Annotated in this window: 19 protein-coding genes and 1 tRNA gene; 12 read left to right on the top strand and 8 right to left on the bottom strand. The window is 46.6% G+C overall.

Going from position 1 to position 23,029, the window contains the following annotated elements; genetic code table 11:
* Positions 1-172: 172 nt before the first annotated feature.
* The 5 genes from Q1B11_RS01075 to Q1B11_RS01055 all read left to right on the top strand — a co-directional run bounded on the left by Q1B11_RS01075 (position 173) and on the right by Q1B11_RS01055 (position 5,096).
* On the top strand, positions 173-1,102 hold the full coding sequence (locus Q1B11_RS01075) for an alpha/beta hydrolase (protein WP_299726036.1): 930 nt from the start codon (positions 173-175) through the stop codon (positions 1,100-1,102).
* Between the two features lie 583 nt (positions 1,103-1,685).
* Positions 1,686-2,405 (top strand): outer membrane beta-barrel protein, encoded by a 720-nt coding sequence (locus Q1B11_RS01070; RefSeq protein ID WP_299726033.1) that lies wholly within the window; start codon positions 1,686-1,688, stop codon positions 2,403-2,405.
* Between the two features lie 220 nt (positions 2,406-2,625).
* Positions 2,626-3,018 (top strand): hypothetical protein, encoded by a 393-nt coding sequence (locus tag Q1B11_RS01065; RefSeq protein ID WP_299726030.1) that lies wholly within the window; start codon positions 2,626-2,628, stop codon positions 3,016-3,018.
* Between the two features lie 12 nt (positions 3,019-3,030).
* Positions 3,031-3,702, top strand: a complete 672-nt coding sequence (locus Q1B11_RS01060) for a response regulator (RefSeq protein ID WP_067519278.1) — start codon at positions 3,031-3,033, stop codon at positions 3,700-3,702.
* Positions 3,699-5,096 (top strand): ATP-binding protein, encoded by a 1,398-nt coding sequence (locus Q1B11_RS01055; protein ID WP_299726023.1) that lies wholly within the window; start codon positions 3,699-3,701, stop codon positions 5,094-5,096. The genes Q1B11_RS01060 and Q1B11_RS01055 overlap by 4 nt, the downstream gene beginning before the upstream one ends.
* 4 nt (positions 5,097-5,100) lie before the next feature.
* On the opposite strand, the gene Q1B11_RS01050 is transcribed toward Q1B11_RS01055, so the two are convergent.
* Genes Q1B11_RS01050 through Q1B11_RS01040 form a run of 3 tightly spaced genes read right to left on the bottom strand, consistent with a single transcriptional unit; the run spans position 5,101 to position 9,917 of the window.
* Positions 5,101-6,660, bottom strand: a complete 1,560-nt coding sequence (locus tag Q1B11_RS01050; protein ID WP_299726020.1) for an FGGY-family carbohydrate kinase — start codon at positions 6,658-6,660, stop codon at positions 5,101-5,103.
* A 37-nt stretch (positions 6,661-6,697) separates the two neighbouring features.
* A complete protein-coding gene (locus Q1B11_RS01045; protein ID WP_299726017.1) occupies positions 6,698-8,293 on the bottom strand; it encodes a glycerol-3-phosphate dehydrogenase/oxidase in 1,596 nt (531 codons plus the stop codon).
* A 4-nt stretch (positions 8,294-8,297) separates the two neighbouring features.
* Complete coding sequence (locus Q1B11_RS01040) at positions 8,298-9,917, bottom strand: FAD-binding oxidoreductase (RefSeq protein ID WP_299726014.1); 1,620 nt, start codon at positions 9,915-9,917, stop codon at positions 8,298-8,300.
* A 139-nt stretch (positions 9,918-10,056) separates the two neighbouring features.
* Between Q1B11_RS01040 and Q1B11_RS01035 the strand changes: the two genes are divergently transcribed.
* Positions 10,057-11,109: an AraC family transcriptional regulator gene (locus Q1B11_RS01035; protein WP_299726011.1), complete on the top strand. Its 1,053-nt coding sequence runs from the start codon at positions 10,057-10,059 to the stop codon at positions 11,107-11,109.
* Here Q1B11_RS01035 and Q1B11_RS01030 read toward each other — a convergent pair.
* The 4 genes from Q1B11_RS01030 to Q1B11_RS01015 all read right to left on the bottom strand — a co-directional run bounded on the left by Q1B11_RS01030 (position 11,106) and on the right by Q1B11_RS01015 (position 14,149).
* A complete protein-coding gene (locus tag Q1B11_RS01030) occupies positions 11,106-11,642 on the bottom strand; it encodes a DUF924 family protein (RefSeq protein ID WP_299726008.1) in 537 nt (178 codons plus the stop codon). The genes Q1B11_RS01035 and Q1B11_RS01030 overlap by 4 nt on opposite strands.
* Positions 11,643-11,744: 102 nt before the next feature.
* A complete protein-coding gene (locus Q1B11_RS01025) occupies positions 11,745-13,004 on the bottom strand; it encodes a valine--pyruvate transaminase (RefSeq protein WP_299726005.1) in 1,260 nt (419 codons plus the stop codon).
* Between the two features lie 244 nt (positions 13,005-13,248).
* Entirely contained in the window at positions 13,249-13,950 is a 702-nt protein-coding gene (locus tag Q1B11_RS01020; RefSeq protein ID WP_299726002.1) for a hypothetical protein, read from the bottom strand.
* A gap of 123 nt (positions 13,951-14,073) precedes the next feature.
* A tRNA-Glu gene (locus Q1B11_RS01015) sits at positions 14,074-14,149 on the bottom strand.
* Positions 14,150-14,479: 330 nt separating this feature from the next.
* Here Q1B11_RS01015 and Q1B11_RS01010 point away from each other — a divergent pair.
* Positions 14,480-16,474 (top strand): response regulator, encoded by a 1,995-nt coding sequence (locus tag Q1B11_RS01010; RefSeq protein WP_299725999.1) that lies wholly within the window; start codon positions 14,480-14,482, stop codon positions 16,472-16,474.
* On the opposite strand, the gene msrB is transcribed toward Q1B11_RS01010, so the two are convergent.
* Positions 16,469-16,864, bottom strand: a complete 396-nt coding sequence (gene msrB, locus Q1B11_RS01005) for a peptide-methionine (R)-S-oxide reductase MsrB (RefSeq protein ID WP_299725996.1) — start codon at positions 16,862-16,864, stop codon at positions 16,469-16,471. The two genes, Q1B11_RS01010 and msrB, sit on opposite strands and share 6 nt — an antisense overlap.
* A 209-nt stretch (positions 16,865-17,073) precedes the next feature.
* Here msrB and Q1B11_RS01000 point away from each other — a divergent pair, with 209 nt between their 5' ends.
* From Q1B11_RS01000 to Q1B11_RS00980, 5 genes are all read left to right on the top strand, one after another.
* Positions 17,074-17,868: an MOSC domain-containing protein gene (locus tag Q1B11_RS01000; protein ID WP_299725993.1), complete on the top strand. Its 795-nt coding sequence runs from the start codon at positions 17,074-17,076 to the stop codon at positions 17,866-17,868.
* 65 nt (positions 17,869-17,933) lie between these two features.
* On the top strand, positions 17,934-19,148 hold the full coding sequence (locus Q1B11_RS00995; protein ID WP_299725990.1) for a pyridoxal phosphate-dependent aminotransferase: 1,215 nt from the start codon (positions 17,934-17,936) through the stop codon (positions 19,146-19,148).
* 17 nt (positions 19,149-19,165) lie between these two features.
* Positions 19,166-19,603, top strand: coding sequence for a hypothetical protein (locus tag Q1B11_RS00990; protein WP_299725987.1), 438 nt, complete (start codon positions 19,166-19,168; stop codon positions 19,601-19,603).
* 256 nt (positions 19,604-19,859) lie between these two features.
* Complete coding sequence (htpX, locus tag Q1B11_RS00985) at positions 19,860-20,750, top strand: protease HtpX (RefSeq protein ID WP_299725984.1); 891 nt, start codon at positions 19,860-19,862, stop codon at positions 20,748-20,750.
* A gap of 270 nt (positions 20,751-21,020) precedes the next feature.
* Positions 21,021-22,958, top strand: a complete 1,938-nt coding sequence (locus Q1B11_RS00980) for a hypothetical protein (RefSeq protein ID WP_299725981.1) — start codon at positions 21,021-21,023, stop codon at positions 22,956-22,958.
* Positions 22,959-23,029 lie beyond the last annotated feature (71 nt).

Raw genomic sequence — 23,029 nt, 5'->3', positions numbered from 1 at the left:
CAAGTTATTTTGAGGGACTGGGCAAGGCGAAGTGACGAGGCATAGCTATGGTGAGGAGCTTCAACGCAGATCCAGTCGCTCAAAATGGCTGCACAGCCCATAATTGAAAAGCAGAATTGGTATATAACGCCTTTACTCTCTGAATTTCCGGATGCCTGATAACGAGAAGAATATGTCATACCCGAAACCTGAGTTTTTACTGCCATCGACGAACAATGAACACACCATTCCTGTTTACTGCTGGAAGACGGACCAGTCATCAAAGGGCGTTATTCATATCAGCCACGGCATGGGTGAACACAGCGCCCGCTATGATAAGCTGGCCAAACAGCTAAATGCCATTGGTTTTAACGTGCTGGCCCATGATCATCGAGGTCATGGCGCTGCTATTGAAAACAACCATGCCACCGCCGGTGAGTTTGGTGCAAATGGTTGGAAACATGTCATTCTCGATACAAAACAGATGGTGGAATATATCGAGGAACATTATCCCGGTCAGCCTCTGTTTTTATTGGGTCACAGCATGGGCAGTTATATTCTGCAGGGCTACCTCAATCGTTATAACCCGAAGGTTCAGGGTGTAATTCTTTCTGGCTCAAACTTTGTTCCTACGCCACTGTTAATGCTGGCAAGACTGGTTGCAAAATTTGAGGTTTGGCGTCAGGGAGGTGTTGGACACAGCGCCATTATTAATCAACTGACGTTTGCTGGTTTTAACCGACAGTTTAAACCAAATAAAACTGAGTTTGATTGGTTGAGCAGAAATCCTGAATCCGTTCAGCAATACGTTGATGACCCTCTGTGTGGCTTCCGTTGTTCAAATCAACTTTGGAGCGATGTTTTTGATGGGCTTTATGAAATATGCTCTACAACCACGCTTGAGAAAATTGATAAGAACCTTCCTGTGCTGATTATTGGTGGCGATAAAGACCCGGTCAGCGCTCCAAACGGTTTAAAGCAATTGCATAAAGCCTGGCTGGATTCTGGTCACCAAGAATCACAGTTAAAGCTCTACAAAGATGCTAGACATGAGTTGTTTAACGAAACCAATAAGCAGGAAGTATTTGATGATTTAATGGCCTGGCTTCAGCAGCGCGTTTAAATAGTCAAAGCTTAACCCAACCTCGTTCCCACGGTCCTGAGGTTGTCGCGAAAGGGTGAAAAGGGCTAAATATTCTAATATCGTCTTTCCCGCGTAGGCGGGAACCCACCACGAACAGTGGATCTCCGCCTGCGCGGAGATGACGACTAAGTGTTTTATCCTTATCAATATACCTTTTGCGACATCCTCGGTTCTCCGTGGGAATGCATACCCTAAACATCAGAATTTCCGGCTCCCACGCAAAGCATGGGAGCCAAAGCTAGAGGGTTTAGCGACAACGCCAGAGGATGAAAACAAAGCTAAAATCAACAAACCTACGCAGAACCACGTGCAGCCCTAGTCAATACCCCCCATTTTATCCACAACCCATTTTTTATTAATAAACCATTAAGGTTGGCTGTGCATAATGGCCTCACCAAAACGGTACATGGTGTTTGCAAAAAAGCTTTTCTTAATTAAAGCAGTATTGGATTGCAGCGTTTATTGACAGGAATGTTAATTAACCACCAGACAACACTTAACACAATGATGGCAGATAAATTCACATCGATGACTTTCTGCTTGAACAACTTGGGTAATTCATATGTTAAAACCTATTGCTTCTGCACTGATTGCTTCTTCTGTATTAATGGCTTCCTCCGGTGTAATGGCTGATGATTGGTTTGTTGGTGGGACTGTTGGTAAAGCTAAGATAAAATCCGACACAAAAATGACTGCGGTTGAAAAAGATGGTACTAGCGAAAGCCTTAAAACTCCTGGAGTATCATCCAGTGATAACTATTTTGGACTGAGAGCCGGTAAGTTCGTGAATGATAATATTCGCGTATATATTAACGCTGCAAGAAACAGCGCAGGTGGAGAGAAAACGCTTTTTACTGATGAAGACAAGAAGACTACAGACACACTAAAAGGTGGAAAAATCAAAAACACCGAATTAAGCCTGTCTATGGATTATGTCGACAATCTCTTTAGCATGAAAAATACAAAATATTTTGCTGGTGGTACTCTAGGCCTCAACAAAATGGAAGTAAAATCGACATTCACACACATTGATCACGGTAATCCCGATGAAAGTGGATCAATGTCAAAATCCAAGAAAGACACCGGTTATATTTACGGCGTTCAATTTGGTGTAATCCAAGAATTTACTGACAACTTCTCTGCGGAACTTGGATATAGATATGCTCGTACAAATAACAAAGCAAGCATCAGCTTTCCTGGAGACGACGGCGATAGCATCAAGTCAACTTTCAAACAGAAATCCCAGAAAATGCCTTACATGACTGTCAGCTACCACTTCTAATTTGAGTTAAGACAACGCTGTCAAAAAATCTCCCAACCCCGGACGGGAGATTGCCAGCCTCCGGATGCAAACCCGAACCTTGTTCGGGCTGGGGCTGGCTTTATTCAAACACCTATCCACTGCTCAACATATACCAACAAATTGATTTAACCATCGAATAAAAGCACAGCAACTATAATCCCTAATATCTACCTACCGAAATCAAACTCCGTCGTCTATTATGATCAATCTCAGTCTAAAACACATACTTACTCTCTTTGCCGTCATCTTCCTGCTTGCCGGTTGCACTACGCTAACCACAACTCTGAGATACACAGAAAGTGGTGATCAGGTCGCCATTGGTCAATTTCCTCCCAAGCCCGAATCAGAATGTGTGATGGTTCATAACGAAGAGCTTGAGCAAAGCTTGATCGAACGTTATACCGACACTGGCATGATGATGAATGCTTACGCAAACTCTGAAAAAATGCTGGCACTTGCAGAGAACAAATCCGCCAACTACGTTCACTTCTATATTCCACCCAAAAAAATGCTATTCGGTATCATCGATCTAAACTATGGAGACAAACTACGAGCGACGTATTACCAGTGTAAAGAGCTGCCCTACCTTTAAGGAGCCGAATCCATGAATGTACTTGTGGTGGAAGATGAGGCGCTGCTGCGCCATCATCTGGGCTATCAGTTGAAAGAGGAAGGCTACAATACCTTCGAAGCCGACAGTGGTGAAACCGGCCTTCACTTCCTCCGGGGATTTAAACCGGATATCGCCATTGTTGACCTGGGGCTTCCTGGCCTTGATGGCGTCCAGATGATTGAAAAAGCTCGAAAGGAAGGGTTAACGACACCGATTCTGGTACTCACCGCAAGGGATAACTGGCGAGATAAAGTCACCAGTCTGAATGCCGGCGCGGATGACTATCTGGTAAAGCCCTTTGAACTCGAAGAGTTGAAGGCTCGGATTAATGCACTCATACGACGAAGTGCAGGTTTCTCCAAACCGGCAATGGAGGCGGGACCTTTCAAGCTAGATACACTGTCCAAACAATTCTTTATTAATGAAGAACCCGTTGCTCTTACCAGTTACGAATTTACCTGTTTCGAGCTCTTTCTGCGTAATCAAAATAAGGTGCTTTCCAGAGCCGCTCTGCAAAATCAACTGTACGGCGCAGACCATAGCCCTGAGAGTAATGTGCTGGAAGTGCTAATTAACCGACTGCGCAAAAAAATCAATGAACACGCTGGCTTTAACCCAATAGTGACGGTGAGAAGCAAAGGCTACCGGTTTGATTTACCATGAAAAGACTCACCGGCTCTTTGAAAAGTCGAGCCATCATAGCGCTGTCTATCTTGCTGGGGTTCTCTTTTTCATTGATTCTGCTTTCCGTTCTGGAATCTTTTGATGAAACCATTGATCAAGCCACTCGCGAGCAGATGGCCTCCAACGCCAATGCGTTAATGGCAGCGGCGGCGAAAGAAGTGGATGGTCAATTATTGATGCCAGAGCGTACTGGCGTTAAACGTTTTGATAAACCCAATAGTGACTTACTGAGAGGTTATATCTTCAGTGCTAACGGTAAACTGCTTTGGCAGTCTATTTCCAGCAATGGCAAGCCCATCGATTACCAGCCTGTCTTTGATCTTGACCATAGGGTCGAACTCACAACAATAGAAATGGATGGTAAGACTTATCTGGTCTACGAGGTAGACACCTTACTGGGCAGTAGCTCTTCGGGTTACTGCTTTGTCACCCTGGTGCCCGCCAATAAATATCTATCTATTGTGGAAATATTCACAAATCATTTACGAATGTGGGTATCTATTGCGGTATTACTGGTCGTTGCCGTGTGCTGGATGGTGCTTTGGTGGAGCCTTAAGCCGTTTCGGGAAGTCGAAGAACAGATCAGCGAGATTGAATCTGGTCACCGTGATTCTATTGAAGGCTCATTTCCATCCGAGGTAAAGCGGCTAACGGACAGTATTAATACCCTAATCATCTCAGAACAGCAGCAGCGACAAAAATATCGCACGACCATGGATGATCTTGCCCATAGCCTGAAAACACCACTAGCGGTTTTACAAAGCTTCAGCAGCAGTTTGAAAATTCAAAGCAAGGCACCGAATGAAGCTGAAATCGTGAACCTGTGTAAGAACATTAATAGTCAGGTACAACGTATGAACCAGATTATTGGCTATCATCTGCACCGATCCGTGACGGGGCATCATGGCCTGCTTCGCCAGTCCGTTCAGGTAGAACCGGTAGTAAATGAACTCAAGACCACGCTGGAAAAAGTATACAGTGGAAAACAGATCAACTTTATTACTGCCTTAGATCCATCCTGTATTTTCCATGGTGATGAAGATGATCTTCTGGAAATGCTGGGCAACCTGCTGACCAATGCTTTTAAGTTCTGTAACAACACGGTTTCCCTAACAGGCTATGTTGAATCAAAACAACACAATCAACCAGCACGACTGACGCTCTTGATTGATGATGATGGTTCAGGTATCGACCAAGAGGACAGAGAACAGGTATTCCATCGAGGCATACGGGCTGATTGTGAGAAACCCGGCCAAGGCATCGGACTGGCCGTTGTAAAAGATCTGGTTGAAGGCTATCAGGGGCACATCATCATAGAAGACTCCAGCCTTGGTGGCGCCAGAATAAAACTCATTCTGCCCACCAAAGCCTGATTCTCTATTTAGGGTATCCGGTGATTTCCCGAATGGATTGATACAGCGGCTTCATCCGCTTATACATTTGTAAATACACTTCTTTATACAAACGATCATAGAGCTGCACCGTCGGGTAGTTCGGCTCGAACACATCGCCTTTACGGGTCATATTCTGGATGGCTGTCTGATAATCCGGATACTCCCCAAGCCCTACGGCACAATTGATAGCCGCACCAAGCCCTGAGGCTTCATAGGTATGGGGGCGCTCAGCAGCAATACCAAAAATATCCGCCGTCAGCTGCATAGCCGCATCGCTTTGCGAACCACCACCGGAAACCCTCAACCGTGTGATGGGTACACGACTGCGTTTTTCTATTTGTTCTTTGCCCAATCTAAGCTCGTAAGCGAGCCCTTCTAAAATCGCCCGGTAAATATGCGCACGCTTATGCACATCCCCAAAACCAATCAATGCACCCTTTCCTTCAGGGCCTGGTTGTCGGACACCCGGCGACCAATAAGGCTGCATCATCAGTCCCATGGAACCAGCAGGCACCTGATTTAACAGATCATCAAACAGCTGCTCAGTCTCCAGCCCAAGTTCTTTTGCCTTGCGCTGCTCATAATGAGCAAACTCCGTCTTAAACCAGCTCACCATCCAGAAACCACGGTACACCATCATCTCGGTGTTATAGAAACCGGGAATGGCTGCCGTGTAAGGAGGAATAAACGGAATGGTTTCAATGTACTTTGAGGTCGTCGTATTGATCGTGGCCGTAGTGCCGTAACTTAAACAACCAATATGAGGATCAGAACCACCAGCACCGAGCACTTCACAGGCTTTATCTGAAGCTGCTGCAATCATTGGTAAACCAACAGGGAGCCCTGTTATTTTGGACGCTTCAGCTGAAATATGACCAAGCAACTCTCCGGTTTTTATCAGCTCTGGCATCATATCCCGGGTACAGGATAATAACTTCCATTTTAAATCCGACTTTTTAGCCCAGCATTGTCGCTTATAATCATAGGGTAGATACCCCATGGTAGAGCCAGTGGAATCTTTTAACTCACCAGTCAGCTGATACGTTAAATATGAAGACAGATTCACATAGTGTTTCGTACGGCACCACACTTCCGGCTCATTTTGAGCAACCCAGTTGCATCGCGATTTTGAACGTAAGTCGTTTATAAGATTGCTCAACCCCAGCAGCTTGATACCAACACCTATAAGCCCACCGACCGGTTTCTCCGGTTCAGCTTTTCGCTGATCCATCCAGACAATAGCCGGGCGTAACGGCTTTTTGTTTTCATCAAGATTGATCATGGTGTAGCGCTGAGTCGTCAGAGATACACCTCGGATATCTTCTGGTCGAACAGTTCCCAATGCCCACAGCCCATCAAAGGCTTTACCCATGGACTGCCAATAATATTCCGGATCCTGCTCAGCCCAGCCTGGATGTTCTGAGATATAGGCATCCAGCTCTATTTTGCTCTTTGCAACTTCATTGCCCTGATTATCAAACACCAGAACACGGACACTTTGGGTACCATTATCAATGGCTAAAAAATACGGTGACTGCTTCACATCCAACTTCCTATTTCCTGATTCTTATTATTCTTATTCAGGCTGGGACACTATAATGCCGTTCCCATATTTGTTGATATCGGGCTTTTTCTTCAGCCCACTTTTGCTCTGTCCAACCTAGAGTTTCACGACAGATTTTGTGTATTTTATCTTCGTAGATCATACCGCCCTTTGCCAGCAATAAACCAAGGCGGGTTCGGCGAAGCAGCAGATCATCAAGGTGTATAATGGCTTCATTGGCCGCTGCCCAGCGAAATTCGGCCCAGGTTGAGCGCGTCCCGGGAATCAGTTCAAGCTCAGAGCTTTCCGCATTCGACACCAGAGATTCTGCATCTTTGCCATAAAAACCACAAAGCCTGTTTTTCAAATAGGAAGGTAACTCTGAAAACAGTGATGCCTTCGGCAAATATTGCGAAAAAATCGTCTTCGCGTGAGGCTTGGTTTCATAGCTTGGCAAATATTTACTGGCTACGGATAACACATCCAGCGCAATCAGACGGAACGTTGTTAACTTACCACCACTGACGGACACCAAACCTTTATCGTCCCAAACGCTGTGATTTCGTTTTTCCTTTGAAGGATTCAATGCACCAGAAGCGATCAATGGTCTTACACCCGCCCAAGATGAGAGGATATCACGCTCTTTCAGTTTTGCGGATGGGAACTGATACTGTACGACGTTAATCAGATATTCCATTTCTGCACGGGTCATACTCGCTTCGACGTTCTCAATAGACTTCTCATCAAGATCCGTTGTGCCGATGACGATTCTACCCTCCCAGGGATAGATAAAAATGGGGCGCCCATCTTCTGGATGATGAGTCGTCAACGATTGTGAAACCGGTAAACGCCAGAAAGGCACAATAATATGACTGCCACGGGCGGGGCGTATCTTTTTCTCATCAACCATTTCACTGCGCAGCTCGTCAGCCCAAACGCCGGTTGCATTGATGACCACTGCAGCTTTCAATTCGCAGCATTTCCCAGTGATTCTATCTTCGATAACCACACCGGACACATTCCCGTCTTTTTTAAGAAGCTGCTTCACACCCACGTAGTTGAAAATTGCGGCACCGTCTTTCTGAGCTTCTCGCAGCACGCGCATCACCAGTCTGGAATCATCGGTCACGGCATCAGCAAACTGGGTTCCCCCAAGCAGATTTTCTTCGTTGATATAGGGGCATACTAACCTGGTCTCTTTCAGAGAGTGGTATTTACGGTAACGCCGGCCTGCGAAAAAATCATAGATTGTCAATAACGAGTTAAAGATAAATGGACTGGGAAATGATTTTTTGTAGTGCGACATCATAAATGACATCTTCTCCACCAATCCCGGTGCCTCTCGCATTAAACGTTCACGCTCGTGTACGGAGTGAAGGGTTGTTTTGATATCACCTGCGGCAATATACCTCAACCCACCATGCACCATTTTTGAGGATCGGCTAGAGGTTCCCCAGGCAAAATCCTGACGCTCTAACAACAGGGTTTTCAGTCCTTGTCGGGCGGCTTCCCGGGCAATACCAGCACCGGTAATGCCACCGCCGGCAATGATGACATCCCAGCCTTCTGATTCATTTTCCAGACGACTTAACTGTTCTTCCCGTTGTCCTGACTGCCAGTTCTCTTGCCACATAGGTTTATCCCTGCTCGGTTGTCTGAACCAGCAATGTCCCCGGATTCAGGCGACCATCGCTATCAAAGTCTTCCGTCATTGTGCGGATTAGCCGCATTCCCAGCTTGCCTTTCTCTGCTTCCAGATAAGGTGCATGATCCTTACCTACACCATGCTGATGGGAAATCGTTGCACGACTACGGGCGATCACTTCCGATGCAGATAACTTCATTTTCTGCCAGCGTTGCAAAGTTGCCTCATAACTGTCGGCACAGCGGAAAAAGTATGTCGTATAAATGCTACAACCCTGTGAATACATATGAGAGAGATGGGTAAATACCATCACGTTTTCGTTGTCATCCTTCAGGGCATTTTCCAGGCTGACTTCTATGCCCTGAAGAACGGTGTCGACATTTTCCCAATCGGTAGATGTTTCCAGGGTGTCAATGGCAATGCCTTCCTGCCATGTGGTTTCACGAAGGTATGGAAACTTAAAGCGCCCTTCTGCCCAGATTTTGCCCATTACCTGAGCAATCGGGCCACCAATGCCACCATGCCCTTTTAAGGTTTTACGAATCTGTTTCAGGGAGGTTTTATTTTGAGCCTTTGAACCGGTTACGCCAAATGTCAGCATACAACGATCATCGCCTAACCCACGGAACCGCAGATAACGATCCATCAGCTTAAACTGTGATTCTTTCGTGCCAAGGTGGATATGCGCTTTCGATTCTTTCGCATTACTTACCCGCATCATGGACATGGGCACGTTATTCTGAACCAGCTCACGAACCGCCTTCTTTGCTGAATTCCAGTTCGGCATAAAGACGACGAAGAACTTTTCTTCTTCTGCCAGACGCGTCACCCGCACTTGCACTTCGGTGAAAATTCCAAGCCGACCTTCGGTACCCATGGTCATTTCCCGGATATCAGGTCCTGCGGAGGAGGCTGGAATGCTTGGGATATCCAAAGTTCCATGGAGCGTTTCCATACGACCACCGGCAAACATTTGCTCAATACGGCCAAAACCCAGTGACTGCTGTCCGGAGGATCGTGAGGCAACCCAACCACCCACGGTTGAAAGCTCCCAGGATTGTGGATAGTGGCCAAGAGTATAACCACGAACTCTCAGTTGAGATTCAACCAGAGGCCCCGGTGTACCCGCACCAAACGTTGCGACCTGACTTTCTTCGTTCAAATCCAACAGCTGGTTCATTCTGCCCATATCGATGGTGAGAATGGCACGCTGACTTTTCTGCGGTGTAATATGGCCTGCAACTGACGTTCCGCCGCCGTAGGGAATCACTTCAAAATCATGCTCAACCGCTAGATCTAATAACTCTCGAACCTGCGAACTGCTTTCCGGATAGGCGACACCATCCGGAAATATATCATATTCGCCATTGTGCATGGCAAGCCAGTCAGGGAAGCTCTGTCCGCGGGCATGACGAACACGCTCCTCCTGATCTTTCGAGATCAAGGCATGATCTGGTAAACGAGATGCCGGCACCTTAGCGACGACCTCTTCAAGAGAAACACTGGGTAATGGTTTTGGCTTACCTATAATTGAGTGAATTAAACGACGACCATGTTCGGATACTTCTTTGACATAGCTCTCATCACCCCAGCCATTCCAACGTCGGCCCATGCTTTTTCACCTTCTTATTCTGATTTTTTGTTCAAGCTTGTTTTATCTATTTCTGGCAAACTATAAAGACACAGTGAAAAAACTCACTGACCGAACGGGACAGATGAAGTAGCAAATTCAGCCAGACTATGAACAACAAATGACCAGTTCAAGTACCTTGGGCACTGTTTCAGCCAATGCCATTCGCCAGTATCTTCGTACTGCACAAGACTATGACATCCAAGCGGAATCCGCTCTACTGGCTGCCAGTATTCCTGTTGGTATTTTGGATAACTCAGTTACCCGAGTGCAGGGGCGCGCATTTCAAACGTTAATTCACTGGCTGGTCAAAGAGACCGGTGATCCTCTGTTTGGCTTGAAAAGTGCCCGTTATGTTCAGCCGGGGTCTTATAACCTACTTGGTTATATGGCAATGAATGCCCATTCCGTTGGGGAAATTCTCAAACTTGCCCCTGAGTACGAAGCCATCGTTGGGGACATGGGCATTACTGATATTCAGCAGAAAGATGGCTTGATGATTATGCGCTGGATTTGTCAGTACGATGATCCTGTCGTACGACCCCATATGATTGATAACGTCATGGGTTCATGGTTGATTTTTTCCCAGTGGCTAACCGATTTACCGGATAAAAAGCCGGAGAGCGTTCTTTTTGAATACCCGCAACCCGATGACCGATTGATTCAGACCTATCGAGAAATTTTCGGAGACAACCTGACATTTAATGCCGGGAAAAACGCCTTACTATTTTCTGAAGATGTGCTGGATATTCCTTTACGGCAGCCTGACCCCATTTTGCTAAACACGCTGGAGCAGCAAGCCAGCACCTTTGTTGCCGAACTGCAGCAAGACAAGCCGATTGTCGTCCAAACCCGTGAACTGCTTCGTTCCCTGATGGAGGATGGGATTCCCAGAAGAGAAAAAGTCGCAGAAAAGCTGAACATAACGGAACGCACTCTGCAAAGAAGACTGCAGGAAGCAGGGGCTGGCTATCAGCAATTGTTAGATGATCTCCGGCAGGAAACCGCCATTGAATGGCTGGCTTCCACAGAGCTGCCGTCTGGTGAAATAGCTGAAAAACTGGGGTTCAGCGAAGTTCGTTCCTTTCACCGGAAGTTCAAAAGCTGGACAGATTTAACACCCGGCGAATATCGACAGAAACACAGCCACTTAAAAAAAGGAAGAACCGATTAAAAAGACGACCCCGGCTGTTTAAGAAACTCAACCTCTTCTGTCATGGATTCACGACCCAGTATTTTATTGCGATGAGGGTAGCGCCCAAAACGATCAATGATGTCTTTATGCGCCTGCTGCCAGCGAAGTTCTAGTCCATATTGCTCCCTTAGCTTCATCGCCTCTTCATGGATAACCGAAGATTCACTGTGCATATAGGGCATGATCAGAAAATTCTGTTGCGCTTCATTGAGCTGATCCAAAGCGCCCGAGCGTACCGCTTCCTGAGCTAACACAAGGGACAGACTGTCATATACAAACGCTTTAGCATCATTTCGAAACATGTTACGGCTAAATTGATCCAGAATAATCACTTCAGCCAGCCGTCCTTCCGGCTTATCTCGCCAATGAGACAGCTCCCCTTTAATCGCCCGCTCATGCAGCACTGAAAATTGACTTAGAATCCGCTGATCCAATTCAGCATCTTTCTTAAACCACTGCTCAGGTTTTAATTCATCAAACCAGAAATCCAAAACGGAATGATATTCTTGCATGGTCTCGCTCCCTTTCATGGCAGTACAGATACACAACAGTATCAAAGTAGCTATCTGCCATCACTTAACGAGTTTCATAGCTGACAACCTAAAACTCTGCTTTCATTGGCATTCGTATAATTTGAGCACTTCTTCAGCGATGATCGACAATCCTTTCTCAACGGCTGCATGATCCCGGGTATACGTTAATCGCAGGCACTCATGTTTATGAGGCCAGTCATCATCAATCCCCGGGAAGAAGTAATGCCCGGAAACTACCAGCACATTTCTCGCTTTCAATCGTTCATACAACTCAAGACTGGAGACCGGTAATCCTTCAAACCAGAGCCAGAGGAACATGGCACCTTCCGGTTTATGGACGTGCCAAGGCACCGAATCACCTAAACGCTGCTTGAGGATATTCACCGCAAACTCAGCTTTTTCCTGATAGTAAGGGCGAATCACGTTTTCACACAGTGTGTTGATGCTGTCATCACGAATCATATCCAACGCCAGCAAGCTACCGGTGCTGTTCGGTGCCAGGTTCATAATGGCGTTAATACCCGACAGTGCTCTGATAACTTCTTCGTTCGCAACCACAATACCGGTTCGAGCGGCAGGTAAACCCAATTTGGAAAGACTCAGGCAAAGAATGGTATTTTCATTCCACACAGGCGTGGCTTGGGTAAATATCAATTTGGGGAATGGTGTACCGTAGGCACCATCGATAATCATCGGAATGTCGTGTTGCAAAGCAAGCCCATCAAGGCGCTCAATTTCCTGATCCGTCAGTACGTTGCCCGTTGGGTTCGTCGGTCTGGAGACGCAGATGGCACCTATACTGTCGTCTACTACCAGCTCCTGAAAATCCACCCGATATTTGAAAACATGTTGATCCAGATGTTCGATATCCGGTTTATTCGCCGCAAAGAAATCATGGCTCAGACCCGCATCGGAATAACCAATATATTCTGGCGCCAGTGGTAACTGAATGCGTTTATGACTGCCATCGCCATAGCTGCCGGCAAACATATTGAAGATCATAAAAAAGGCGGACTGGCTGCCATTAGTCAGCGCAATGTTGCGTTCAGTGAGCTTCCAACCAAACTGCCGGTTCAAATAACTCGCCATTTCACGAACAAAATCTTTTTCCCCTTGTGGTGGGTCGTAGGTACCCACCAGCCGGGTAAACTCGGTCTGGCTATCAGTGATTTTTTGCAACCGCTGGCGAAACACAGCCTCCACTTCGGGAATGTGGGCAGGATTTCCACCGCCCATCATGATCATATCCTTGCCATCGGCGAGTGCGTTGCCGAGATCATCCATTAAAGAAAGGATGCCGGAGTGACTGGTAAATTTTTCGCCAAAGGCGGAAAGCTTCATGCTTACCCCTGATTATTTTGGTAAGTACCCGGCCATATGGAATCGAATATTTCTGGCTTGTTGATCAGGTTCTCTGCAAGGCGCAACGCCGGGAGCATAGCGAGCTATGTGACCAGAGTTGCAACGCAGTCAGAGGGGCTGATCAATGAGTCAGAAAATATGATTTCATATGGTTGGGTACTTAACTAGGTAAAAAAGGCTTTATAACAATGCAAACAGCAAACTTCTAGGGGTTTACCACAATTTAGTGAGTTTGAGCCAAAGGACGAGTCGTCAATTCCAGTTCATTGGTTTTCATATTGACGGTCATCAGATACTCAACTGTCGGATCACCATAATGCAGAAATGAGAATGTATAGAGGTGTGCTGGCTGAAAGATCGGGACATCTCTAACCAGTTTTAACTGGTGGCCATCCTGCTGATAAATCTCACTAGCCATCGCCTTGGCGTGAGCCGCTTTGATTTCAAGCTCATTATGATAAACAGGCTGCATTGATGGGTTGCCCGGGTACTTCTCACCATCAAAGTTCATTTTCCGCATAGCGCCATCATTCCAGACGTAGATCGCCCGCCACCCATTATTTTTGTTGTCAGACAGTAAAACAGGCTCATCAGTCACGCTCATCTGGCTCAACTCGTTGCCTTGATTATCAAAAATAAAGGCAGAACAGCCTCCCGTTCCACAAAACCATAGGCTTTGCATCAGAACAAAGATTTCTTGACGACCATCGCCGTTTAAATCAGCACAGCCAGCTTTGTAACCTATGGGTTTCTCGCTGTTTGATAACCCTTCCGGTGCCAGAATTTTCTGTTGCACCAAAAGTTCAACAACATCGGAATGACAGGCTGATAAATCAGAAAGTGGTTTTGTTGATACCTGGCTGCAGCCAGCAAGCACAGTCAGAAAAAGCACGGGAATTCGTTTGATGGGGGAAAAGAGATGCACAACGTCCTCTCTATAAGCGCTTAGGAAATCATATCACTAAATGATAACTCAGCTTGAGAGAACTTTTTAAAAATAAGAGACTAAAAATAAAAGGCTAAAAATAATCGGAGGAAAAAAAAGAAATGGCGTCCCCTAGGGGACTCGAACCCCTGTTACCGCCGTGAAAGGGCGGTGTCCTAGGCCACTAGACGAAGGGGACGTAAACCTTCGTGCATTGGTGCAGCGGATGCGTATACTAATGACCCTCAGGCATTGAGTCAAGTACTCTGATGTGACCTATTTCCTTGTAATTACAATTGATTACCGATTATAAAGGTTGTTATGAGACATTCCGTCTCGATGTTTAGGGTCTGTTGATGCTACGTTGCGAGGCTCAGTGCCCCAGAAAACGTCAACCACGCGGAAGGCTTGTGCAGTGCGTAGTTATTCTACGCCAAGCAAGCCTGACAAAGTGGGTGGCGTTTTTCTGGGGCACCTGCTGAGCCCGCAACGAAGCATCAACAGACCCCAGCCAGGGATCGGCCGAATAATGAATTTCAGAGACAGACTTTCGTACAAGCAAGTCAGGTACACGGTTACCGTTGCGTTTATTCTGGGACTAGTGTTTGGATCGCTAGAGGTTACCCACGACTATCTTACTCAGGACAACAGTATCGATGCCTCGATACAGGCCTACCTGGATGTCAGTATGGCTCCAGCCTCCCGCATCGCCTATAACCTTGATGAAGAGTTGGCATCGGAGCTGGTTAGCGGCCTCACTGAATCGCCGTTGATCCTTCAGGCAACCATCGCTACACCTGAACAATACCTATTGGGGGATGCAACCCGCCCGGTTGACACTGTCGAACAGGTAGACGACAGCCAACTGGTAGAATATTTATTTGGCACTACCCGTGTATATCAACAGCGACTCTCAGTCCCTTATGACCGCGAAGAAGACCTCGGCAACCTGACAATTGTTGCTGACACCCGAGCCTCTGCCCAGGCTTTCATCGACCGTTCCGTACTGACTCTAACCTTTGGTATTGCCAGAACTCTGCTTCTCGCCCTTGCCCTGCACTTCATGCTCTACATCATGCTCACTAAACCCCTGCAGAGATTGACCCAGCATGTGCAAAGAGTCCGCGCAGGTAGTACACGACAACCAATGTCTATACCCCGAAGTCATCAACATGATGAAATTGGCCAGCTCAGTCAGAGCTTTAACGACTTCCAGGAAGATATAAAACAACAGTTATACCGCCGGAGTCTGGCGGAAAGTGAGCTACGTGTTCACACTCAGGAACTTGAGAACCGCATTGCTGAGCGCACCCAGGAACTGCAGAAAAATAACGACGCCCTGTTCAAAGCCAACAAGGCATTAGACAATGCAAGACAAGCGGCGTTGCAATCCGCAAGAATTCGCGGCGATCAACTTTCCAGCCTTAGCCATGAAATCCGGACACCACTCAACGGTATTCTTGGCATGCTGGAGCTGGCCATTAATGACGAACTGAGCCCGGACCAACACTCCCGGCTTGAGCTCGCTCACCAATCCGGTGCCAGATTAGTGAAGCTATTGAACAATATGCTGGACCTGGCTCGCTTGGAATCGGGTAAAACCGTTGTTGATCAGGTGCCGTTTAATCTCAAAAAAGTGCTTGAAGAGTCCGTGATGGTCATGGGTCAAAAAGCCCATATGAAGGGAATTCCACTCACCTGTCAAGTTGACCCGGCATTGCCTGCAACCTTGATGGGAGACCCTATTCGCATCACTCAGGTAGTCAATAACTTGCTTGGCAATGCGATCAAATTCACGCACTCTGGCATGATTAGCCTGTCACTGGTCAGCGAGTCACTTGAGGATAATAAGGAGCGTATTGCCATTCATGTGCGTGACACTGGAATAGGCATATCCAAAGACGCCCAACAGGCAATTTTCTCTCCCTTCACTCAGGCCAACAATGATATCTACCAGCATTACGGTGGCTCCGGTATGGGCCTTGCCTTAACGAAAGAAATCATTAAAGTGATGAATGGCACCATTGAGGTTAAGTCATTAGAAGGCAGTGGCAGTACCTTTACGGTCCAATTAACACTTGGGGCGATTGTTGCTAAAACCAGCGATACCAGCACAACATCTGTCGTTCAAAATTTTGAACCCACAGAACAACTGTTTTATCAGAAAAAGAAAATACTGGTGGTTGAAGACAACGCCATTAACCGACTGGTAACAGAAGGCATGCTGGAACAACTGGGCCACGAAGTAACCCTTGCCCATAACGGTGAAGATTGTATTTCAGCCTGTATCAGCGATACGTTTGATCTTATTCTGATGGACTGCAACATGCCCGTTATGGATGGATACACCGCAACACAGCAACTTCGGGAGCGCTCAGAAACGCGAGATATTCCGATTGTAGCGTTGACGGCCAATGCACTGAACGAGCACCAGGAACAATGCAAGCAAGCGGGTATGGATGACTACCTCTCCAAACCCTTTAACAAAAAAGCATTAAGTAAAGTGATCTCAGACTGGCTATGAACGCCGATCCTTAAAACTCATCGCCACAGAGTTAATGCAATATCGTAAACCGGTGGGCTCTGGCCCATCGGGAAACACATGCCCCAAGTGGGCATCGCAGTTTGCACACATGACTTCAATACGCTGCATTCCAAGACTGTTGTCTTCTACCGTTTTCACCGCATCACTATCGACCACTGCATAAAAGCTTGGCCAGCCACAACCGGCATCAAACTTAACGGTGGAATCAAACAGCGGTTGCTGACAACAAACGCAATGGAAGACGCCCTCTTTTTCAAAAAAATTATACTCTCCGGTAAACGGGCGCTCCGTTCCTTTTTCCCGGCAGACCCGGTATTGCTCATCGGTCAGCGCTTCCCGCCATTGCTGTTCTGTTTTTTTTGTCGTCATTATCAACTCTTCACAATCGAAAACACTATTTACGGGTATACCCATCGCCTTTCAAGTTGCTACTTTGTTGGCTGCGTTCACTCACCCCGATCACCTACTACTTGTAGGCTCTCGGGGATTCACTCACTTGCCGCCGCGTAGCAACTTGAAATCCTTTGGGTATACTATGCATCCAGATCCAAATACACAAAATATCGGAAAGGATATCAATGGAAGTTACCCAGCTGGCCATCTACCCCGTGAAGTCGGCTCAACCAATAAACCTGAATTCAGCAAAGGTCACTCTCAGAGGCTTTGAGCATGACCGCCGATGGCTACTGGTGGATGAAAATGGCCGGTTTTTGACTCAGCGTCAGCATCACAAAATGGCATTAATTCATATCTCTGTTGAAGCAGATGGACTGCAGGCATCCGCTCAGGGGGCAGGCAAACTGCATATTCCAACTCCGACGACAGATGCCGCTCATAAGCCAGTAACGGTCTGGAAAGACAAATGTGACGCACTGGATGCCGGCGACCAGCCTGCCGAATGGTTCAGCCGTTTACTTGGCTTGCGCTGCCGACTGGTCTATCAACCTGTTGAGGCAATCAGGGTTACTGACCCACAATTTTCCAACCCCGGTGACCACACCAGCTTTGCCGATGGTTTTCCATTTTTGCTCACCAATGAAGCCTCATTGCAGGATTTGAATCAGCGCCTTGAACAGCCAATTACTATGAACCGGTTCCGCCCAAACATCGTTGTTAATGGTAAAACCCCATTTGATGAAGATAACTGGAATACCCTGAAAATTGGTGATATCACCTTTCGTGTAGTCAAACCCTGCTCCCGTTGCATTATGACCACCATCAACCCTGAGACCGCTAAAAGAGACGGTACTGAGCCACTGACGACTCTGTCCAAATATCGCCGTACCGATATGGGCGTTATTTTTGGGCAGAATCTAATTCCGGATGGTGAGGGCGTCATTCATATTGGTGATAAAGTTTCTATCTTAAGCTAGTGCAACAGAGGCCATATCCCTTCATAATCCAAGGCTGAGTCACACCCAGCACCGGAAAAGCACCAATGAAGGATATAGAGAAATCCACCAAACTGGATAATGTCTGTTACGACATCCGCGGCCCTATTCTTCGGGAAGCCAAACGGCTTGAAGAAGAAGGACATCGTGTTATCAAGTTAAACACGGGCAACCCTGCGGCGTTTGGTTTCGATGCACCGGATGAAATCACTCAGGATGTCATCCGCAACTTGCCTGTCTCCCAAGGCTACTGTGACTCAAAAGGCTTATTCTCTGCCCGCAAAGCCATCATGCAGTACTGCCAGCAGAAGAACTTTCCGCCCATTACCGTGGAAGACATCATCGTTGGTAACGGTGTCAGCGAACTGGTCGTAATGACCATGCAGGCCTTGCTGAACAATGGCGATGAAATGCTGATTCCGTCTCCGGATTACCCACTGTGGACAGCTGCCGTTAATCTATCCGGCGGCCGCGCCGTGCATTATCGCAAAGATGAACAATCCGACTGGTATCCGGACATTGACGATATCCGCAGTAAAATCACCGCAAAAACCCGTGGTATTGTGGTAATTAACCCAAACAACCCAACCGGTGCCGTTTATCCAGATGAGATTCTGAAAGAGATTATTCAGCTGGCCAGAGAACACGACCTGATCATCTTTGCCGACGAAATCTACGATAAAATTCTTTACGACGGCGTTGAACACACTGCCATGGCGTCTCTTGCTCCGGATGTGCTTTGCATCAGTTTTAACGGCCTGTCCAAATCTTACCGCGTAGCTGGCTACCGTGCTGGCTGGCTGGTAGTTTCTGGCCCGAAAGACCATGCCAAAAGCTATCTGGAAGGTTTAGAAATGCTGGCCTCCATGCGCCTTTGCGCCAACGTACCTTCCCAACACGCCATTCAAACGGCATTGGGTGGCTATCAAAGTATTAATGAATTAATCGTTCCGGGTGGTCGCTTCTACGAACAAAGCCATCGCGCCTGGGAAATGCTGGAACAAATCCCCGGGGTCAGCTGCGTAAAACCCAAAGGGGCACTCTACCTGTTCCCAAAACTGGACCCGAAACACTTTGGCATTATCGATGACCAGAAGCTGGTATTGGACTTTCTGCTGCAAGAGAAAGTACTGCTGGTTCAAGGCACCGCTTTCAACTGTCCAGACCCGGATCATCTACGCATCATCTCACTGCCTCGGGTTGACGAGCTGGAAGATGTGATGACTCGACTGGAACGTTTCCTCAGCCGATACAGACAGTAATAGAAGACGGATCGCCCATGGCTGATATACACATTGACGAGTTCTATCAGGATTGTTTGAAAACCCTGGTTCAGCTGTACAACGCTTTTCCAAGGCTGACCACAGTGTATGTGGATGACCTGATCAGTAATGCCGGCACCGATGAGTTTGGCATTCCCAATCGCCGCCATAAAGCGTGCTTCGACACACTGCTATGGCTGGCGTCGGAAGGCTATATTCGTTATCAGGACAACATCCGCCAGGATGCTTTGGACCAGGTAGTTCTGACCGAGAAAAGTTTTCTCCGACTGAGCTTGCCGACCTTCCAGCCAGCATTGGAGGAACAGGCTCTCAACCTGCCACCATTGGTTGCCAGAAAACAATCCACCCTTGCCTGGCAGTGCAGAGAGGCTTTAAAAGACAAAGGTTCCGACGCCATTGCCGCCGCCGCACAAAAGTTCTTCACCGCTGATTAATGCTGCTAACCGTGGCTGTGTCAGCAGGTTGTAAAAACCAAAATACGCACTCCATCAATGCTTGAAAGGTGGGGTGCGCATCTCCATACATACCCAAAGGATTTCAAGTTGCTACGCGGCGGCAACCGAGTGAATCCCCATGAGCCTACGAGTAGTAGGTGATTGGGGTGAGCGAGGGCAGCCAACAAAGTAGCAACTTGAAAGGCGACGGGGATACCCCTTAATGATAATGATGACGATGAGGTCACCCTAAAGAATGAAGAGGATTCTCTTGTTTCTGGCCACCAACATGGCAGTTATTCTGCTGGCCAGTGTCACACTGAATATTCTCGGCGTTGGCAGCTACCTGACCAGTGAGGGGCTGAACCTGAGCTCTCTGCTGGTGTTCTGTGCGGTATTTGGCTTTGCCGGCTCTTTTGTGTCCCTGCTACTTTCCAAAACCATGGCAAAGATGAGCACTGGCACCCAGATTATTGACCAGCCACGAACTGCTCAAGAACGCTGGTTGCTGGATACGGTAAAAGAGCTGTCGGACAAAGCCGGTATCGGCATGCCGGAAGTGGGTATTTTCAACTCTCCGGAATCCAATGCGTTTGCGACGGGCTGGAACAAAAACTCAGCACTGGTTGCGGTCAGCCAAGGACTATTAGATCGCTTTAGCCCCAGCGAAGCCCGGGCAGTGATTGGTCATGAGATTGGTCACGTTGCCAACGGCGATATGGTGACATTGACGCTTATTCAAGGTGTCGTGAATACCTTTGTGATGTTCTTTGCCCGCATTGTGGGTTATGCCGTTGACTCGTTCCTGCGCCGGGATGATGAAGGTGAAGGCGGTGTGGGTATTGGCTTCTACATTGCAACGTTTATTGCCGAAATCATTCTTGGCTTTCTGGCCAGCGCCATTGTTATGTGGTTCTCCCGTCTACGGGAATTCCGTGCCGATGAAGCCGGTGCCGAACTGGCCAGCCGTGGCGATATGATTGCCGCCCTGGAAAGACTTCGCTCCGAATACGAAGCCCCTTCAGCCATGCCAGCAACCATGAGTGCTTTCGGCATTCGCAGTGGCGGCAAGAGTGGACTGGCAGCGCTGTTTACCAGTCATCCGCCGTTGGATCAGCGTATCGAGGCATTGCGTAACCACGGTTAACACTCTCAACCTATTCCCCCTTCAGACCGGCTTTCGCCGGTCTTTTTTTGTAATAATCTCAACGTATTAACAATCAGCACTCCACTCTAAATCGCTTTAATGGGAAGAATGTATAGTTATATCTAACTTAATGGAACTAAAATCGCTTTTTTATATCCGAGATAGTAATGACAGCTGCGGCTATTGCACCCCAAACCACGCACAAATCCAAGTAACGGTTACATGGCTGTGTAAAAAATAAATCAAATAATGATTGCAGGAGAAACTCAAATGGACAGAATACGCATTTTGCTAAATACTCAATTTAAACAACGGGGTACGAGCAACCCTCCGGAAAAAACTGAAAATAACATAACGCCCATGATGGTGGATGATGCATCCAACACTTTTGATGGGCAATCAATCCGTAATCGGCATGCGACTGAAATCCCGCCAGAACTACGACTTTCTCAAGAGATATCGAAAGTAGCGAAACACCTATCAGCGCTGGCAGGCTCTGCAAAAACCATCAACCCGGATATTCAAGCACAGCTAACCAGCATTTCAACCCACTTGCAAACCATTGCGCCACAAGCGCTACAACCTTTTAGTGACTCTCTGAAGCGCCAATCGGACGTGATTGAGTATCTGCAACTGATGAAACAGGTGCAATCAGAGATTACTGAGCACAGTAACCTGGCAGCTTATGACAAAGCCTTTCTGGTGTATCAGAAAAATTTGACACAAACACTCAATTCTTCACTGGATCATCAAAAACGGGTTGCCAGAAACCCGGAGTACAGACCAAAACTTTATGCCCACGACACCACTGAAGGAAAATTTGTATCCGCAAAGATGGAGACCCTCTCATATTATTTTTATTCCAACAAACTGCATAATGTCGATGGCTATGGTATATATGGCAACTGTAGTGTTATGGCGCATAAACTCTATGTCAGCATTAAAAAATCCCACCCTGAAAAACACATATTTCTTGTGCACTTAAATCATGATAAGGCTGGTGACCATCAGTTTGTTATCGTTTGCAACACTCCTGATATAGACGACCCTGAAAACCTTGTATTAGACCCGTGGGCAAATATCATTTTCAAACTTAAAGATCGCGCTACCTACCTTTATAATCCAACCAATGCTAATCTTATTTTATCAACCCCCTCCAATAAATTAATAAGCTCTTTCTCGGGAGAAGACAATTTTGAACCTGAAAAGCAGTGTGCCAATAAATCTCTCGCATACAAAATTTCAGCATCTAACACAGATGTCGGTATCATTAGCTATGGATATTCAAATTCTAAAAAAGGAATAGCGGAAATACTGAGTGACATGAAGCTTCCCGATTCTGAACAGTACATACTCATCTCTATAGATAACAGCAGTAGTGGCTTTACAGACAGAGGCAATGTAAGTGACATTGTCATGACAGATCACAATAAAAAAGAATTGGATAATGATAACAGACTCATTCTCGCTTGGCCGGCAAAAAATAAAAACCATTTATTCCATTTTTCGAAAACATACACAGAAAATACATTAAATGATAAGTACTTGAGATTAGATCTTGTTTCAAAACTGTTGAGACAATTGATCGATTGCCGCCCAGGCTATGCAGACGAGGCCGTAAAGGCATGCGCCCAGCACTGCACTCAACAGATCCTTAAAAAACTAGATACAGTTTCAACATCTAAACCAGTAGAATTGATAAAAAATAAAGATTTCATCTACCTTACAAACATCATATTAAAGCTTTCCAGCAAGAAGGAGGTAAATAATTATTTTCTTGACTTTAACACACCGATAAAAAAATTATTTGAACATTATTCAAATAAAGTGGGATTAGGTTTCATCGTTGAAGAAAGTGTCTCTTTACACTTATGTTCAACGCAATGGATTCAGCAAGCTGTAGATATCATCCAATCCCATTTGAAAATACACTCCTCATACTTTGAAAGATATGATCACACACGTATCAAAAATATGAAAAAACCATTAAAACAATGCTATCAAGCATTATCCGCTTATAGCTGTAAACTGAAGATTGATATAGCTGGGCATCTGAGTACGTTCAATGACCTGATAAATGAATTAATGAATAGCCCAGAAGCAGATGAAAACGTCGACGCTGTTCTTAACAAGTATAGAAAACTTGCTGCATACTTAACGCAACAGGACCCTGACAAAAATCCTTCTTGGACAGGCTTTGAATTATAGGCACTCTGTAGCCCCCAAAATGTAGCAACGTTCTCTGCCTGTTTTCGACATCCTATGGTAACAGCAAGGCC

The organism is uncultured Endozoicomonas sp. (assembly GCF_947495845.1).
GTDB lineage: Bacteria > Pseudomonadota > Gammaproteobacteria > Pseudomonadales > Endozoicomonadaceae > Endozoicomonas.
This window is presented reverse-complemented; position numbering and strand designations above follow the sequence as displayed.

Coding starts and splice junctions, on each gene's coding strand:
- Q1B11_RS01075 (WP_299726036.1), top strand. CDS start 173: ATGTCATACCCGAAACCTGAGTTTTTACTGCCATCGACGAACAATGAA.
- Q1B11_RS01070 (WP_299726033.1), top strand. CDS start 1,686: ATGTTAAAACCTATTGCTTCTGCACTGATTGCTTCTTCTGTATTAATG.
- Q1B11_RS01065 (WP_299726030.1), top strand. CDS start 2,626: ATGATCAATCTCAGTCTAAAACACATACTTACTCTCTTTGCCGTCATC.
- Q1B11_RS01060 (WP_067519278.1), top strand. CDS start 3,031: ATGAATGTACTTGTGGTGGAAGATGAGGCGCTGCTGCGCCATCATCTG.
- Q1B11_RS01055 (WP_299726023.1), top strand. CDS start 3,699: ATGAAAAGACTCACCGGCTCTTTGAAAAGTCGAGCCATCATAGCGCTG.
- Q1B11_RS01045 (WP_299726017.1), bottom strand. CDS start 8,293: ATGTGGCAAGAGAACTGGCAGTCAGGACAACGGGAAGAACAGTTAAGT.
- Q1B11_RS01040 (WP_299726014.1), bottom strand. CDS start 9,917: ATGGGCCGACGTTGGAATGGCTGGGGTGATGAGAGCTATGTCAAAGAA.
- Q1B11_RS01035 (WP_299726011.1), top strand. CDS start 10,057: ATGACCAGTTCAAGTACCTTGGGCACTGTTTCAGCCAATGCCATTCGC.
- Q1B11_RS01030 (WP_299726008.1), bottom strand. CDS start 11,642: ATGCAAGAATATCATTCCGTTTTGGATTTCTGGTTTGATGAATTAAAA.
- Q1B11_RS01025 (WP_299726005.1), bottom strand. CDS start 13,004: ATGAAGCTTTCCGCCTTTGGCGAAAAATTTACCAGTCACTCCGGCATC.
- Q1B11_RS01010 (WP_299725999.1), top strand. CDS start 14,480: ATGAATTTCAGAGACAGACTTTCGTACAAGCAAGTCAGGTACACGGTT.
- msrB (WP_299725996.1), bottom strand. CDS start 16,864: ATGACGACAAAAAAAACAGAACAGCAATGGCGGGAAGCGCTGACCGAT.
- Q1B11_RS01000 (WP_299725993.1), top strand. CDS start 17,074: ATGGAAGTTACCCAGCTGGCCATCTACCCCGTGAAGTCGGCTCAACCA.
- Q1B11_RS00995 (WP_299725990.1), top strand. CDS start 17,934: ATGAAGGATATAGAGAAATCCACCAAACTGGATAATGTCTGTTACGAC.
- Q1B11_RS00990 (WP_299725987.1), top strand. CDS start 19,166: ATGGCTGATATACACATTGACGAGTTCTATCAGGATTGTTTGAAAACC.
- htpX (WP_299725984.1), top strand. CDS start 19,860: ATGAAGAGGATTCTCTTGTTTCTGGCCACCAACATGGCAGTTATTCTG.
- Q1B11_RS00980 (WP_299725981.1), top strand. CDS start 21,021: ATGGACAGAATACGCATTTTGCTAAATACTCAATTTAAACAACGGGGT.